10 protein-coding genes are annotated in these 15976 nt (G+C 62.6%); all 10 read right to left on the bottom strand.

The window, feature by feature from the left end:
• Positions 1 to 182 precede the first annotated feature (182 nt).
• The 10 genes from fusA to rplJ all read right to left on the bottom strand — a co-directional run bounded on the left by fusA (position 183) and on the right by rplJ (position 15484).
• Positions 183 to 2306 carry an elongation factor G gene (gene fusA, locus CVM52_RS17340; protein WP_100163719.1) on the bottom strand — a complete coding sequence of 708 codons (2124 nt, stop codon included), beginning with the start codon at positions 2304 to 2306 and terminating at the stop codon, positions 183 to 185.
• Positions 2307 to 2336: 30 nt separating this feature from the next.
• Positions 2337 to 2807, bottom strand: coding sequence for a 30S ribosomal protein S7 (rpsG, locus tag CVM52_RS17335; protein WP_100163718.1), 471 nt, complete (start codon positions 2805 to 2807; stop codon positions 2337 to 2339).
• A gap of 14 nt (positions 2808 to 2821) precedes the next feature.
• Positions 2822 to 3211 (bottom strand): DUF4189 domain-containing protein, encoded by a 390-nt coding sequence (locus CVM52_RS17330; protein WP_100163717.1) that lies wholly within the window; start codon positions 3209 to 3211, stop codon positions 2822 to 2824.
• Positions 3208 to 3579: a 30S ribosomal protein S12 gene (gene rpsL / locus CVM52_RS17325; RefSeq protein WP_005980675.1), complete on the bottom strand. Its 372-nt coding sequence runs from the start codon at positions 3577 to 3579 to the stop codon at positions 3208 to 3210. The genes CVM52_RS17330 and rpsL overlap by 4 nt, the downstream gene beginning before the upstream one ends.
• A 349-nt stretch (positions 3580 to 3928) precedes the next feature.
• Positions 3929 to 4828, bottom strand: coding sequence for a DMT family transporter (locus CVM52_RS17320; protein ID WP_100163716.1), 900 nt, complete (start codon positions 4826 to 4828; stop codon positions 3929 to 3931).
• 3 nt (positions 4829 to 4831) lie between these two features.
• Positions 4832 to 5641, bottom strand: coding sequence for a glycosyltransferase (locus tag CVM52_RS17315; RefSeq protein ID WP_100163715.1), 810 nt, complete (start codon positions 5639 to 5641; stop codon positions 4832 to 4834).
• Between the two features lie 122 nt (positions 5642 to 5763).
• The gene (rpoC, locus tag CVM52_RS17310) at positions 5764 to 10008 is read right to left on the bottom strand and encodes a DNA-directed RNA polymerase subunit beta' (RefSeq protein WP_100163720.1); all 4245 of its coding nucleotides are present in this window, start codon (positions 10006 to 10008) and stop codon (positions 5764 to 5766) included.
• 97 nt (positions 10009 to 10105) lie between these two features.
• Positions 10106 to 14239: a DNA-directed RNA polymerase subunit beta gene (gene rpoB / locus CVM52_RS17305; RefSeq protein WP_100163714.1), complete on the bottom strand. Its 4134-nt coding sequence runs from the start codon at positions 14237 to 14239 to the stop codon at positions 10106 to 10108.
• 275 nt (positions 14240 to 14514) lie between these two features.
• Complete coding sequence (gene rplL, locus CVM52_RS17300) at positions 14515 to 14895, bottom strand: 50S ribosomal protein L7/L12 (RefSeq protein WP_100163713.1); 381 nt, start codon at positions 14893 to 14895, stop codon at positions 14515 to 14517.
• Between the two features lie 73 nt (positions 14896 to 14968).
• On the bottom strand, positions 14969 to 15484 hold the full coding sequence (gene rplJ / locus CVM52_RS17295; protein WP_100163712.1) for a 50S ribosomal protein L10: 516 nt from the start codon (positions 15482 to 15484) through the stop codon (positions 14969 to 14971).
• Between the last annotated feature and the right edge of the window lie 492 nt (positions 15485 to 15976).

The following is a 15976-nucleotide window of genomic DNA, read 5'->3' as shown; positions in this document are numbered from 1 at the left end:
GTCTTCCCGTGGTCAACATGCCCGATCGTGCCGATGTTCACATGCGGTTTCGTCCGTTCGAATTTTGCCTTTGCCATCTCTCTGGTTCCCTTTTGATTTCTTCGGATCGCCTCCCGGACCTGATCCGGGACCTCTCCGTCGTGTTTCCGGGCCCCGGGGGAGCCCCGGGGCGCTTTGCTGCGTTAGGCGTATTTCGCCTGGATCTCGTCGCTGATGTTCTGCGGCACCGGATCGTAGTGATCGAACTGCATGGTGAACTGGGCACGGCCCGAAGACATCGACCGCAGCGTGTTGATATAGCCGAACATATTGGCCAGCGGCACCATCGCGTTGATGGCGATGGCATTGCCACGCTGCTCTTGCCCGGTGACCTGGCCGCGGCGGCTGGTCAGGTCGCCGATGATGCCGCCGGTGTAATCTTCCGGGGTCACCACCTCGACCTTCATGATCGGTTCCAGCAGCTTGGCGCCGGCCTTCTTCATGCCTTCGCGCATGCACATCCGCGAGGCGATCTCGAAGGCCAGGACCGAGGAGTCGACGTCATGGAACTTACCGTCGATCAGCGCCACCTTGAAGTCGATCACCGGGAAGCCGGCCAGCGGGCCGCTGTCCATCACCGACTTGATGCCTTTTTCGACGCCGGGGATATATTCCTTCGGCACCGAACCACCGACGATACGGGATTCGAAGGAATAACCTTCGCCCGGCTCTGTCGGCGAGATGATCAGCTTGACCTCGGCGAACTGACCCGAACCACCCGACTGTTTCTTGTGGGTGTAGGTATGTTCGATCTCGTGACCGATGGTCTCGCGATAGGCCACCTGGGGCGCACCGATATTGGCTTCGACCTTGAATTCGCGCTTCAGGCGGTCGACCAGGATGTCGAGGTGAAGTTCGCCCATGCCCTTCATGATGGTCTGGCCCGATTCAATATCGGTCTCGACACGGAAGGAGGGGTCTTCTGCGGCCAGGCGCTGCAGGCCCTGGCTCATCTTCTCCTGGTCGGCCTTGGTCTTGGGCTCGACGGCGATTTCGATCACCGGATCGGGGAAGGTCATGGTTTCCAGAACCACCGGTTCCTTGTCCGAACACAGCGTGTCACCGGTGGTGGTGTCCTTCAGACCCGCCAGCGCGATGATGTCGCCCGCGAAGGCCTCTTCGATTTCCTCGCGGTTGTTCGAGTGCATCATCATCATCCGGCCGATGCGCTCTTTCTTGCCCTTGGTCGAGTTCAGGATCGAGTCGCCCTTCTTCATCGTCCCCGAGTAGATCCGGGTGAAGGTCAGCGATCCGACGAAGGGGTCGTTCATGATCTTGAAGGCCAGGCCGGCAAACGGCATGCCGTCATCGGCGCGGCGCGCGATGTTGCGGACTTCTTCCTCGTCGCCCGGCTTGAAGCCCATGTAATCGACCACGTCCAACGGGCTGGGCAGGAAGTCGACCACGGCGTTCAGCAGCGGCTGCACACCCTTGTTCTTGAAGGCCGAACCACACAGAACCGGCACGAAGGACAGCGACAGCGTGCCCTTGCGGATCAGCTTGCGCAGGGTCGGCACGTCGGGCTCTTCGCCTTCCAGGTAAGCCATCATCGCGTCGTCGTCCATTTCGACGGCGTTCTCGATCAGCTTGCCGCGCCATTCGTCGGCGGCGTCCTTCAGCTCGTCACGGATCGGCTGACGCACCCAGGAGGCGCCCAGGTCTTCACCCTTCCACACCCATTCTTCCATGGTGATCAGGTCGATCATGCCTTCCAGGGCATTTTCCGCGCCGATCGGAATCTGGATCGGGGCCGGGATGGCACCGGTGCGGTCTGCGATCATGTTGACGCAGTTGAAGAAATCGGCACCGATCTTGTCCATCTTGTTGACGAAGACGATGCGCGGAACCTTGTACCGGTCAGCCTGGCGCCACACGGTTTCAGTCTGCGGTTCGACACCCGCGTTGGCATCGAGAACACAGATTGCACCGTCGAGCACCGCCAGCGAACGCTCGACCTCGATGGTGAAGTCGACGTGGCCGGGCGTGTCGATGATGTTCATCCGGTACTTGGTGTCCGAAGTCCCTTCTTTCGTCGGGTCTTCCTGCCACTGCCAGAAGGTGGTCGTGGCGGCCGAGGTGATGGTGATGCCCCGTTCTTGTTCCTGCTCCATCCAGTCCATCGTCGCGGCGCCGTCATGCACCTCGCCGATGTTGTGCGACTTGCCGGTATAGAACAGGATACGCTCAGAGCAGGTGGTTTTGCCTGCATCGATGTGCGCCATGATCCCGAAGTTGCGGTAGCGTTGGAGCGGATATTCGCGTGCCATTGGGGCGGTTCCTCGAAAGAGTAGTGTCAGTTACCAGCGGTAATGCGAGAAGGCCTTGTTGGCCTCGGCCATCTTGTGGGTGTCTTCCCGCTTTTTCACGGCCGAGCCGCGCGACTGGACGGCGTCCAGCAGTTCGCCTGCCAGGCGTTCTTCCATGGTGTTTTCGTTGCGGGCGCGCGAGGCGTTGATCAGCCAGCGGATGGCCAGGGCCTGACGGCGCTCGGGGCGCACTTCGACGGGCACCTGATAGGTTGCGCCACCGACCCGGCGCGAGCGCACCTCGACCGAAGGCTGGATGTTGTCCAGCGCCTCGTGGAACACTTCCACCGGCGCGCGCTTGACCTTGGATTCGACACGGTCCAGCGCGTTATAGACGATCTTTTCCGCAACCGACTTCTTGCCGTCGGTCATCAGGTTGTTCATGAATTTGGTGAGAACCACATCGCCATATTTGGCGTCGGGCAGCACTTCGCGTTTTTCTGCGGCGTGACGACGAGACATTGTAAGCTCCTAGTTTATTGGCCGTTCGAGCAGACGGACGCAATGACGCGGCAGGTACCCGCACCGTCGCGGGCCTCACATTCGGCAACTGCGCGCGCGTGCGATGCAGCAGCCGAGCTGAAGCCCCAGCTCACCCCGGTTTGATTCATTGATTTGGACATTTCCGACGCGGCGAGGGTCCCACGGGAATCCTCAAGCCACACACCCACCTGACAGTTGCGCCCGCCGGCTGCCTTGCAGAAGTCGATCGCGGCCTTTTCGGCCCCGGCGCGGCTGCCGTATTTCCACGAGCGGCCGTACTTGTTCGACTTGATGCCGTAGGCAATCGCGCCACAGGACTCGGCCGCGGCCAGTTCCGGCACGGCAGTCAGCGATTGCGCAGATATCAGGAGGGGACGGATCATTTCGGGCGCTTCGCACCATATTTCGAGCGGCGCTGTTTACGGTCCTTGACGCCCTGCGTGTCAAGCACGCCGCGCAGGATGTGATAGCGCACACCGGGAAGGTCTTTTACCCGGCCGCCGCGGATCAGGACCACCGAGTGTTCCTGCAGGTTGTGGCTTTCACCGGGGATATAGCTGATCACCTCGTAGCCATTGGTCAGGCGCACCTTGGCAACCTTCCGCATGGCCGAGTTCGGTTTCTTCGGCGTTGTCGTATAGACGCGGGTGCACACGCCGCGCTTCTGGGGGCACTGCTCCAGATGCATGGACTTGGAGCGTTTCACTTTCGGCTGCCGCGGCTTGCGGATCAGCTGCTGGATCGTTGGCATTCCGGTCTCTTTCCCGTCTCAACACATGTGTCATGCACGCCACCGCGTGCGGTTCATAATTCTCGCGCGCGATGCGCGTCCGCAAAGCGCAAAAACCGCCTTCGTCCCCATCTCAGGAACGACGCGGTGGGCATTCAGAGGATCGGGCCGCTTGCCGGCCGGATCGTGACCACTTCAGTACTGAAATCGGCGCGTGGGAACCCCCGGTGGCCGAGATAGCGGGCGTATAGGGGGAGTCGCGCGCCCTGTCAACAGCCCGCGGCACTTGCTGCGCCGCGTCATCACCCAAACACGGCCTACCGACCCGCCTGCCCCGCCAACTGTCGGAGTCTGCGGGATTCTCTGCCCGTCAGGGATGGCGCGTCGCCTCGGCGGCAAGACCGTCTTCGCCGACGACGGCACGTTCGCGATAAAGCGTGAACAGCCCCGAGGCCACGACGATACCCGCCCCCGCCAGGGTCAGCGTATCGGGCCAGTCTCCGAAAACGAACCAGCCCAGGCCCAGCGCCCAGACCAGGCCGGTATAACGGAACGGCGCGGTGAACGACACCTCGCCCGACCGCATCACCAGGATGCTGAACAGGTATCCGCCCATGACCAACACCGCCGCCAGCGCGATCAGCCCGGCCAGCGGCCAGGTGATCGGCTGCCAGTCGTCGCCCAGCGAGCCGATGGCGGCAAAGGCGAATACCGTCAGGCTGGCGATCAGCGTCACCGTAAGCGAGGACACATTGGCCGACATGCGCCGCGTCGCCAGATCGCGCACGGTGACGCATACCATCGCCGCCAGGGCATAGATGGCGTGGAGGCTGAACCCCTCCGGTCCCGGCCGCACAATCAGGATCATGCCGAGAAAGCCGCAGAGGATCGCCGCCATCCGGCGCCAGCCGACCTGTTCACCAAACAGCAGAAACGCCCCCAGCGTCACCGTCAGCGGCAGCATCTGAAGCACCGCGGTGACATTGGCCAACGGCAGGTGAAATAGCGCCGTCAGAAAGAAATAAGTGGCCGCCGCCTCGGCCACGCAGCGCAGTGCCACCAGCGCCCAGTCGCCGCCCGACATCCGCAGGTGGATCGCCCCCATCGACCGGGCAAGTATATAGATCAGGATGCAGGCCAGCGCGCCGCGCAGGGTAATGATCTGGAACAGCGGCAGTGCGTCGCCCATCACCTTGACGCAGGCGTCGTTGATGGTGAAGGCTGCCATGCTCAGCATCATCAGCAGCGCGGCGCGGGTGTTCGCAGTCATCGGTCAAAGCGCCTTCAAATCGTCGATCCCCAGGTCGAAATGCTGGCGCAGCTCGGCCTCGATCTGGTCGGACGACAGTTTGTGCGTCAGGCCCATCGTCGTCGGGTTCGACTTGTTGTCGCCATGGATGGTGCGGATGAATCCGGGCACGGTGATATCGGAATAGGTATTGTAGTGCTGGGCGAACTTGCGGTGCACATAGCGGTACGGGTTGGTGTTGTGATCGGCCGCGGCCAGCAGCGCCACGCCGGCCGACAGCGGCGCCCGTTCGCAGGTGTCAAAGACCTCGCGCGATCCATCGTCGCCAAATCGGACGTAAAAGCCGCGGTTATTGGCGATGACCGTCGGCGGCGGCGTGTCGTGCAACTTCAGAAGACCGCCGGCCAAGGCCTTGGTACGGCGGATGAAATTCCGGTCCACCGCATCGTCGTCGTCGAGCCGGAACATCAGCCGGTGACCGGCCCCGTCCAGCGGCACGGCATTATAGGCCGCGCGCAGCATCTGGTAATGTTTTCCGGTGCCCATCGGATGCAGGACAATATGGGGATATGGCGCCAGCAGCGCGTCCAGCCGGCGCAGATAGGGCTCGGGCATGTCCTCGGAGGCGGCGATGATCAGTGTGAAATCCGGATCGGTCTGTGCGGCCAGCGACCGCAGGCAGAGGCGCTCGAACAGACGAAACCGCAGCTCCATCCGCTCTGGCGCGAACAGGTGCGCGGCCAGCGCATCAAGGCTGTCAAACCGCTCGGAATAATAGGTCGAGGTCAACACCGAAAAGCGGACCAGTCCGATGGTTTTCAGTCGATCTGTCACGGAATCGCCTCCTCGCGCATCCGTCCACAAAACCCCGGTTCGCGGCGATTGAAAAGCGGCCCGGACAAAGAAAAACCCCCGCGCCAAATGGCGCGGGGGCTGTCAGCTTTTTGGCGCGAAGCTTAGTCGCGGCTTTCCGGCGTATCCACCATCAGCGTGTCGAACTCGTCGCCACCGATGATGTCGTCCTCGGTCGGCGCCATCAGCGCGGCGGCGGCCTCGGCTTCGTCGCGGCGGGCTTCGATCACCACGTTGTCGCGATCCTGCGCAATGCGGCGCACCCGCTGCGTCGCCCCGCCGGTGCCGGCCGGGATCAGCCGGCCGACGATGACGTTTTCCTTCAGGCCCACCAGCTTGTCTTTCTTGCCCTGCACCGAAGCCTCGGTGAGAACGCGGGTGGTTTCCTGGAAGGACGCCGCCGAGATGAAGCTGCGGGTCTGCAGCGACGCCTTGGTGATGCCCAGCAGGATCGGTTCGCCCTGTGCCGCGCGGCCGCCCTTGGCGATCGCCTTTTCATTGGCGGCGTCGAACTCCTGCTTGTCGACATGTTCGCCCTTCAGCAGCGTGGTGTCGCCCGAATCCGAGATCTCCCACTTCTGCAGCATCTGGCGCACGATGACCTCGATGTGCTTGTCGTTGATCTTCACGCCCTGCAGGCGATAGACCTCTTGCACCTCGTTGATCATGTAGTCCGCCAGCGCCTCGACCCCCATGATGGCCAGGATGTCGTGCGGTGCCGGGTTGCCGTCCATGATGAAATCGCCCTTCTGGACATAGTCACCTTCCTGAACCGGAATGTGCTTGCCCTTGGGCACCATGTATTCGACGGGCTCCATCGTCTCATCCGCCGGTTCGATGCTGATCCGGCGCTTGTTCTTGTAGTCGCGGCCATAGCGCACGTAGCCGTCGACCTCGGCGATGATGGCGTGGTCCTTCGGACGGCGTGCCTCGAACAGTTCGGCCACCCGCGGCAGACCACCGGTGATGTCCTTGGTCTTGGCGCCCTCGCGCGGGATCCGCGCCACCACGTCGCCGGCCTTGATCTCCTGGCCGTCTTCGCAGCTGAGGATCGCGTCCACCGACATCGGATAGGTCACCGGGTTGCCGTTTTCATTGCGCACCGGCTCGCCATCTTCACCCACCAGGATGATTTCCGGCTTCAGCTCGTTGCCCTTGGGCGCGGTCCGCCAATCCACCACGATCTTCTGGGTCATGCCGGTGGCCTCGTCGGTGTCGTCGCGCACGGCGATCCCCGACACCAAGTCGACGAATTTCGCCGTCCCCGACTTTTCGGCAATGATCGGCAGGGTATAGGGATCCCATTCGAACAGCTTGTGGCCGCGCTGTACCTTGTCGCCCTCGGCAACAAACAGCTTGGTGCCGTAACCAACCTTGTGGCTGGCCCGTTCGCCACCGTCCTCGTCCTGGATGATCAGCTTCATATTGCGGCCCATCACCAGGCTTTCGCCGTTGGCGTTCTGCAGGATCTGGGCGTTCTCGAAGGCGATGGTGCCAGGCTGGCTGGCCTCCAGGAAGGACTGCTGGCCACCCTGCGCCACGCCGCCGATGTGGAAGGTCCGCATCGTCAGCTGGGTGCCGGGTTCACCGATCGACTGCGCCGCGATGATGCCGACGGCTTCGCCGGTATTCACCATGGTGCCGCGGGCCAGGTCACGGCCATAGCACATCGCACAGACGCCTTCCTCGGCCTCGCAGGTCAGCGGGCTGCGGATCCGCGCGGATTGCACCCCGGCCTCCTCGATGGCATCGGCCATCCGCTCGTCGATCAGCTGACCGCGCGACACCAGCACCTCGTCCGAGCCGGGGCGCAGGATATCGTCGGCGGCAACGCGGCCGAGGATCCGTTCGCCCAGGGTCGCCACGACCTCGCCATCGTTGACGGCGGCTTCGCTGGTGATCGCGTTGTCGGTGCCGCAATCGAGCATGCGCACGATGCAGTCCTGCGCCACGTCGACCAGGCGACGGGTCAGGTAACCCGAGTTCGCGGTTTTCAAGGCGGTGTCCGACAGACCCTTGCGGGCACCGTGGGTGGAGTTGAAATACTCCAGCACGGTCAGACCTTCCTTGAAGTTCGAGATGATCGGCGTCTCGATGATGTCGCCGTTCGGCTTCGCCATCAGGCCGCGCATCCCGCCCAGCTGCTTCATCTGCGTGACCGAGCCCCGCGCCCCGGAATGGGCCATCATGTAAACGCTGTTCGGCTCCATCTCGGCGCCGTTCTCGTCCCGCTGCACGGCCGAGATCGCGTTCATCATCGCATCGGTGACGCGGTCGTTACATTTCGACCAGGCATCGACAACCTTGTTGTATTTCTCACCCTGGGTGATCAGGCCGTCCATATATTGCTGTTCGAAATCCTTCACCTGCTCGCGGGTGTCCTCCACGATCGGCCACTTGTCTTCGGGGATCAGCATGTCGTCCTTGCCGAAGGAAATCCCGGCGGCAAAAGCCTCTTTGAAGCCCAGCGACATGATCTGGTCGCAGAAGATCACCGACTCTTTCTGCCCGCAATAGCGGTAGACGGTGTCGATCACCTGCTGCACTTCCTTCTTGCGCAGCAGCCGGTTGACCAGGTCGAACGGCGCCTTGGCATTCAGCGGCAGCAGCGCGCCCAGCCGCACCCGGCCCGGCGTGGTTTCATAGCGCTTGGCGATCTCGTTGCCTTCGTCGTCGATCTGGGTGATCCGCGCGGTGATCTTCGAGTGCAGATGCACCTCGCCGGCGTTCAGCGCGTGCTGCACCTCTTCGATCGAGCCGAAGACCATGCCTTCGCCCTTCATGCCCTCGCGCTGCAACGTGACATAATAAAGGCCCAGGATCATGTCCTGCGACGGCACGATGATCGGCGCGCCATTGGCCGGCGACAGCACGTTGTTGGTCGACATCATCAGCACGCGGGCTTCCAGCTGGGCCTCCAGGCTCAGCGGCACGTGCACGGCCATCTGGTCGCCGTCGAAATCGGCGTTGAAGGCCGAGCAGACCAGCGGGTGCAGCTGGATCGCCTTGCCCTCGATCAGCGTGGGTTCGAACGCCTGGATGCCCAGGCGGTGCAGCGTCGGTGCGCGGTTCAGCATCACCGGATGTTCGCGGATCACCTCGTCGAGGATGTCCCAGACCTCGGGGCGCTCTTTCTCGACCAGCTTCTTCGCCTGCTTCACGGTGCTGGACAGGCCCTTGGCCTCCAGCCGCGAATAGATGAACGGCTTGAACAGCTCCAGCGCCATCTTCTTGGGCAAGCCGCACTGGTGCAGCTTCAGTTCCGGTCCGGTCACGATCACCGAACGGCCCGAGAAGTCGACCCGCTTGCCCAGCAGGTTCTGGCGGAACCGGCCCTGCTTGCCTTTCAGCATGTCAGACAGCGATTTCAGCGGCCGCTTGTTGGCGCCGGTGATCACCCGGCCGCGGCGGCCGTTGTCGAACAGCGCATCGACCGATTCCTGCAGCATCCGCTTTTCGTTGCGCACGATGATATCGGGCGCGCGCAGCTCGATCAGCCGCTTCAGGCGGTTGTTCCGGTTGATCACCCGGCGGTAGAGGTCGTTCAGGTCCGAGGTGGCAAAGCGGCCGCCATCCAGCGGCACCAGCGGCCGCAGTTCCGGCGGGATCACCGGGATCACGGTCATCACCATCCATTCCGGGCGGTTGCCGGATTCAAGGAAGCTCTCGACCACTTTCAGCCGCTTGATGATTTTCTTCGGCTTCAGCTCGCCGGTGGCTTCGGCCAGGTCGGCGCGCAGCTGTTCGGCCTCGGCCTCCAGGTCGATATTGGCCAGCATCTTGCGGATCGCCTCGGCGCCGATATCGGCCTCGAACGCGTCGGCGCCAAAGGCGTCCTGCGCGTCCATGAACTCTTCCTCGGACATCATCTGACCGTAGGTGAGGTCGGTCAGGCCGGGTTCGATCACCACGTAATTCTCGAAATAGAGCACCCGCTCAAGATCGCGCAGCGTCATGTCCAGCATCAGGCCGATGCGGGAGGGCAGCGATTTCAGGAACCAGATATGGGCAACCGGCGCGGCCAGTTCGATATGGCCCATGCGTTCGCGGCGCACCTTCTGCAGCGTCACCTCGACGCCGCATTTCTCGCAGACGACGCCGCGATACTTCATGCGCTTGTATTTGCCGCACAGGCATTCGTAATCCTTGATCGGCCCGAAGATACGGGCGCAGAACAGCCCGTCACGCTCGGGCTTGAAGGTCCGGTAGTTGATGGTCTCGGGCTTCTTGATCTCGCCGTAGGACCACGACAGGATCCGCTCGGGGCTGGCCAGCGAGACCTTGATCTCGTCGAAGACTTTCGGCGGGGTCAGCGGGTTGAACGGGTTGTTTGTCAGTTCCTGGTTCATTTTCAAATCCTTGAAGTCTGGCGGAAGGCGGTGGAAGGGGGCCAAATCTTTCCACGAAAGATTTGGCAAAAGTTTCTAGGAAACTTTTGCCGCCCCTCTATTCCTCCTCCGCATCCAGGAGTTCCATGTTGAGGCCCAGACCCCGGACCTCTTTGACGAGCACGTTGAACGATTCCGGCACCCCGGCTTCGAAATTGTCCTCGCCCTTGACGATGCTCTCGTAGACCTTGGTACGGCCGGCCACGTCGTCCGACTTCACCGTCAGCATCTCCTGCAGGGTATAGGCGGCGCCATAGGCTTCCAGCGCCCAGACCTCCATTTCCCCGAACCGCTGACCGCCGAACTGCGCCTTGCCGCCCAGCGGCTGCTGGGTGACCAGCGAGTAGGGGCCTGTGGACCGCGCGTGGATCTTGTCGTCCACCAGGTGGTGCAGCTTCAGCAGGTACTTGATGCCCACGGTCACCGGGCGGGCGAACTGCTCGCCGGTGCGGCCGTCATAGAGGACCGACTGCCCCGACGTGTCGAAGCCGGCGCGCGCCAGCGCGTCGTTGACATCGGCCTCCTTGGCGCCGTCGAAGACCGGCGTGGCAATCGGCACGCCGCGGGCGACGTTTTCGGCCGCCTCGACTAGGTCGGACTCTTCCATCGACGAGATGCCCTCGTCATAGACATCCTCGCCATAGGCGTGGCGCATCGCGTCGCGCACCGGGGTCAGGTCGCCCGAGCGGCGGTAATCACCCAGCGCATCGTCGATCTTCAGCCCCAGGCCGCGTGCGGCCCAGCCCATATGGGTTTCGAGGATCTGGCCCACGTTCATCCGCGACGGCACGCCCAGCGGGTTGAGGCAGATATCCACCGGAGTCCCGTCGGCGAGGAACGGCATGTCCTCCATCGGGACCACGCGGCTGACCACACCCTTGTTGCCGTGACGGCCGGCCATCTTGTCGCCCGGCTGCAGCTTGCGCTTCACCGCGACGAAGACCTTGACCATCTTCATCACGCCCGGCGGCAGGTCGTCGCCACGGCGGACCTTTTCAACCTTGTCCTCGAAGCGGGCGTCGAGCGCGCGTTTCTGTGCCTCGTACTGCTCGTTCAGGGCCTCGACGATCTGGGCATCGGCCTCTTCGCCAAGCGCGAGTTGCCACCACTGGCCGCGCGACAGCGTTTCCAGCAGATCCTCGGTGATCTCGGAGCCGGCGCGCACGCCCTTGGGCCCTTTCACCGCGGTCTTGCCGAGGATCAGGGTTTTCAGGCGGGCATAGATGTTGCGGTCGAGGATCGCCAATTCGTCGTCGCGGTCCCGCGCCAGACGTTCGACTTCCTCGCGCTCGATCTGCAGCGCGCGCTCGTCCTTCTCCACCCCGTGGCGGTTAAAGACGCGCACCTCGACGACGGTGCCGTAATCGCCCGGCTTGACCCGCAGCGAGGTGTCGCGCACGTCGCTGGCCTTTTCCCCGAAGATGGCGCGCAGGAGTTTTTCCTCCGGCGTCATCGGGCTTTCGCCTTTCGGGGTGATCTTGCCGACCAGGATATCGCCCGGCTCCACATCGGCGCCGATATAGACGATGCCGGCCTCGTCGAGGTTGCGCAGGGCTTCCTCGCCGACATTGGGGATGTCGCGAGTGATCTCTTCGGGCCCCAGCTTGGTGTCGCGGGCCGCGACCTCGAATTCCTCGATATGGATCGAGGTGAACACGTCATCGCGGGCGATGCGTTCCGAGATCAGGATCGAGTCCTCGTAGTTATAGCCGTTCCAGGGCATGAAGGCGACGACCACGTTCTTGCCCAACGCCAGTTCACCCAGATCGGTCGAGGGACCATCGGCGACAACCTCGCCCTTAGCGACGGTCTGCCCCACCTTCACCAGCGGACGCTGGTTGATACAGGTGTTCTGGTTCGAACGCTGGAACTTGCGCATCCGGTAGATGTCGACGCCCGGATCGCCCACTTCCAGATCCTCGGTGGCGCGCACCACGATCCGCTGCGCATCGACCTGGTCGATCACCCCGGCGCGGCGCGCCATGATGGCGGCGCCGGAATCGCGGGCCACGACCTCTTCGATGCCGGTGCCGACCAGCGGCGCCTCGGCGCGCAGCAGCGGCACCGCCTGGCGTTGCATGTTCGAGCCCATCAGCGCGCGGTTGGCGTCGTCGTTTTCCAGGAACGGGATCAGCGAGGCGGCAACCGAAACCAGCTGTTTCGGCGACACGTCGATCAGATCGACGCTTTCGCGCGGTGCCAGCGTATAGTCACCGGCCTGGCGGGTGTTCACCATCTCGTTGATGAAATGTCCGTTGCCATCCAGCGTCGCGTTGGCCTGGGCCACGGTGTGGCGCATTTCCTCGGTGGCGGACATGTAATGCACTTCATCCGTCACCTGCGCGTCTTTCACCACGCGATAGGGCGTTTCGATAAAGCCGTATTTGTTCACCCGGGCGAAGGTTGCCAGCGAGTTGATCAGGCCGATGTTCGGGCCTTCCGGCGTTTCGATCGGGCACATCCGGCCATAATGGGTCGGGTGCACGTCGCGCACCTCGAACCCGGCGCGTTCGCGAGTCAGACCACCAGGCCCGAGCGCCGAGAGGCGGCGCTTGTGGGTGACTTCCGACAGCGGGTTGGTCTGGTCCATGAACTGCGACAGCTGCGACGAACCGAAGAATTCGCGCACCGCGGCGGCCGCCGGCTTGGCGTTGATCAGATCCTGCGGCATCACCGTGTCGATCTCGACGCTGGACATGCGCTCTTTGATCGCGCGCTCCATCCGCAGCAGGCCGACGCGGTACTGGTTTTCCATCAGCTCGCCAACCGAGCGCACCCGGCGGTTGCCGAGGTGGTCGATATCGTCGATCTCGCCCTTGCCGTCGCGCAGCTCGACCAGCGCCTTGATACAGGCGACAATGTCCTCGCGGCGCAGGGTGCGCTGCGAATCCGCGGCGTCCAGCGCCAGGCGCATGTTCATCTTGACCCGGCCCACGGCAGAGAGGTCATAGCGCTCGCTGTCGAAGAACAGGGTGTCGAACAGCGCCGAGGCGGCCTCGACCGTGGGCGGCTCGCCCGGACGCATGACGCGGTAGATGTCCATGAGCGCGGTTTCCCGGTTCATGTTCTTGTCGGTCGCCATGGTGTTGCGCATGTAGGGGCCGACATTGACGTTGTCGATGTCCAGCACCGGGATCTCGGTGACACCGGCATCCAGCAGTTCTTTGGCGGTGCCGCCGACAAGATCGCCGTCCTTGTCGTATTCCAGCGTCAGTTCGTCACCGGCCTCGACATAGATCGCGCCGGTTTCCTCGTTGATAATGTCCTTCGCCACGAACTTGCCGTTGATGTGGTCGAACGGCACCAGCAGGTCGGTCACCTTGCCTTCGTCGATCAGTTTCTTGACTGCGCGCGGGGTGATCTTCTTGCCGGCCTCGGCGATCACCTCGCCGGTATCGGCATCGACCAGGTCGAACGGCGGGCGGGTGCCGCGCACGCGCTCGGGGAAGAACTTGGTGACCCAGCCCTTGCCCTTCTGATAGCTGTAGCTGAGCGTCTCATAGTAAGCATCCATGATGCTTTCCTGATCCAGCCCCAGCGCATAGAGCAGCGTGGTCACCGGCAGCTTGCGGCGGCGGTCGATGCGGGCAAAGACGATATCCTTGGCATCGAATTCGAAGTCCAGCCAGGACCCGCGATAGGGAATGATCCGGCAGGCAAACAGCAGCTTGCCCGAGGAATGGGTCTTGCCCTTGTCATGGTCGAAGAACACGCCGGGGGAGCGGTGCATCTGGGACACGATGACGCGTTCGGTGCCGTTGACGATAAAGGTGCCGTTGGGCGTCATCAGGGGCATGTCGCCCATGAACACGTCCTGTTCCTTGATGTCCTTCACCGACTTGGCCCCGGTATCCTCGTCGACATCGAACACGATCAGACGCAGCGTCACCTTCAGCGGCGCCGAATAGGTCATATCGCGCTGCTGGCATTCCTCGACGTCGTATTTCGGCTTTTCCAGCTCGTATTTCACGAATTCCAGCACGCTGGTTTCGTTGAAATCCTTGATCGGGAAAACCGACTGGAACACGCCCATGATGCCTTCGCCGTCAGTCGGGTCGGGCTGGTCGCCGGAATTGAGGAACAGATCGTAGGAAGATTTCTGAACCTCGATCAGGTTCGGCATCTCCAGTACTTCACGGATCTTGCCATAATATTTGCGAAGACGTTTCTGGCCAAGGAAGGATTGCGCCATGTCAGGTGTCACCTTTCACGTTTCTCACCGGTCAGGACTGCCGCCGGGCACTGGCATCCTGGCCCTTCGAGATGGGCGGTTAGGATCAATCCATGGCAGCCGCCCCGACTGGCTGCCTTCCCGATCCCGCGAACCGCGCCTGAGAAAACGCCCCGTCACAAGGGCCCTTTCTAAGACGTGTTCGGCTGGACCCGGATTCCCCGGGCCCAGCCAGAATTTTCAAGCGCAAGACAGCACCCCGCCGCGCATCGGCGGGAGCAGTTCTTGCACCGGACTTAGGCGAGTTCGACCTCGGCGCCAGCTGCTTCCAGCTTGCCTTTGATCTCTTCCGCTTCGTCTTTGCCAACGCCTTCTTTGATCTTGCCGCCAGCTTCGACCAGTTCCTTGGCTTCTTTCAGGCCCAGGCCGGTGATCGAGCGCACTTCCTTGATCACGTTGATCTTGGAGGCGCCGGCGTTTTTCAGAACGACGTCGAATTCGGTCTTTTCTTCCTCAGCTGCGCCACCGGCGTCGCCACCGGCCGGGCCGGCCATCATCACTGCGCCGCCAGCTGCGGGCTCGATGCCGTATTCGTCTTTGAGGATGGTTTTCAGTTCTTGTGCTTCCAGCAGGGTCAGACCAACGATCTCTTCTGCCAGTTTCTTCAGATCAGCCATTTGTCAGCTCTTTCCGTTTCTATAGATGGGGTCCAACGCGGTTCGGTCAACCATGCGCCGGTCATTACAGTGCTCAGGCGGCCGCCTTGTCCTCGATCGTGGACAAGATGGACGCGATGTTCGAAGCAGGTGCGCCAATGGCCCCGGCGATGTTGGCGGCAGGCGCGCCGATACAGCCGACGATCGAAGCGATAAGCTCCTCGCGCGACGGCATGTTCGACACGGCCGTGACACCAGCACGGTCCAGAGCGTTCTCACCCATTGCACCGCCCAGAATGACGAATTTGTCATTCTTCTTGGCGAAGTCCTCGGCAACCTTGGCCGCAGCCACGGGATCCTCGGAATAGGTCAGAACGGTCATGCCCGAGAGGAGGTCACCGATGCTTTCGCAGGGCTTTCCTTCCAGGGCGATCTTGGCGAGCCTGTTCTTGGCAACACGCACGGACCCGCCCGCTTCGCGTGCTTGCGCGCGCAGGTCCTGCATCTCAGCAACTGTAAGGCCGGTGTAGTGGGCAACCACAACCACGCCAGAGCTTTCGAAGATCTGGCCGAGTTCCTCGACCACTTTCTCTTTCTGGGCTCTATCCACAGTTTCACTCCAATTGGGGAGGGTCAGACCCTCCGGCTCAGTTCCGCCGGCACACTCAGGTCCCGGCTTTCGGGTCCTAACGGGTCCGTCCAATCTCGCCCCGGGGCGCCTGGAAAGAGCAACCCGAAGAAATCTGGTCTTTTCCCGTCTCAGGCAGGAATTATGGCCCATCATCTTGGCAGGCCACCCACCGTCTCGGACGAATCATCAGGCCGCAACCCGGACGGGTAACGACCTGACAAGTGCGCTGCATAGACCGACTGGATGAGAATGTGAAGAGCGATTCCGCACGACCGGTTGACTTACGTCAACAGGAGCGCGCTGGACGCCATGTTTATTGCATCTATACTGCCGTGAACCGCCGCGCGCGCCAAGAAAAATCTGTGTAAAAGGCCGCAGACCCGATGTCTCCCCGTTCCGACCGCCGCCGCTCCGGCGCCGGGGCCAAGCGCCCCGCCACCCCTGCCGACCTGGCCGCGCGCGCCGCCAAGG

The sequence above is a fragment of the Pseudooceanicola lipolyticus genome (assembly GCF_002786325.1).
Lineage (GTDB): Bacteria > Pseudomonadota > Alphaproteobacteria > Rhodobacterales > Rhodobacteraceae > Pseudooceanicola_C > Pseudooceanicola_C lipolyticus.
Note: the sequence above shows the minus strand (reverse complement) of the source record. Positions and strands in the feature narration are given on the sequence as shown.